We start from the raw sequence: 247 nt of genomic DNA, 5'->3' as shown, positions 1-247 counted from the left end.
GGCTTGCCTCTTGGGGTTGTGGGACGTCTCACATGGAGTTACAAAGGAATATGGTAGGCGAAGAGGTCTGGAAAGGCCCGCGATAGAGGTAAAAGCCCTGTAGCCTAAACTGTGTTCTCTCCGAGACGGATCCCGAGTAGTGCGGGGCACGTGAAACCCCGTATGAATCCAGCAGGACCATCTGCTAAGGCTAAATACTACCTGGCGACCGATAGTGAAACAGTACCGTGAGGGAAAGGTGAAAAGC

General features: G+C 53.0%; 1 rRNA gene. It reads left to right on the top strand.

From position 1 onward, the window contains the following. Positions 1-247, top strand: a 23S ribosomal RNA gene (locus C162_RS08115); the annotation flags it as partial.

It is taken from the genome of Paenibacillus sp. FSL R7-269 (assembly GCF_000517865.1).
In the GTDB taxonomy this organism is placed as follows: domain Bacteria; phylum Bacillota; class Bacilli; order Paenibacillales; family Paenibacillaceae; genus Paenibacillus_AQ.
This window is presented reverse-complemented; position numbering and strand designations above follow the sequence as displayed.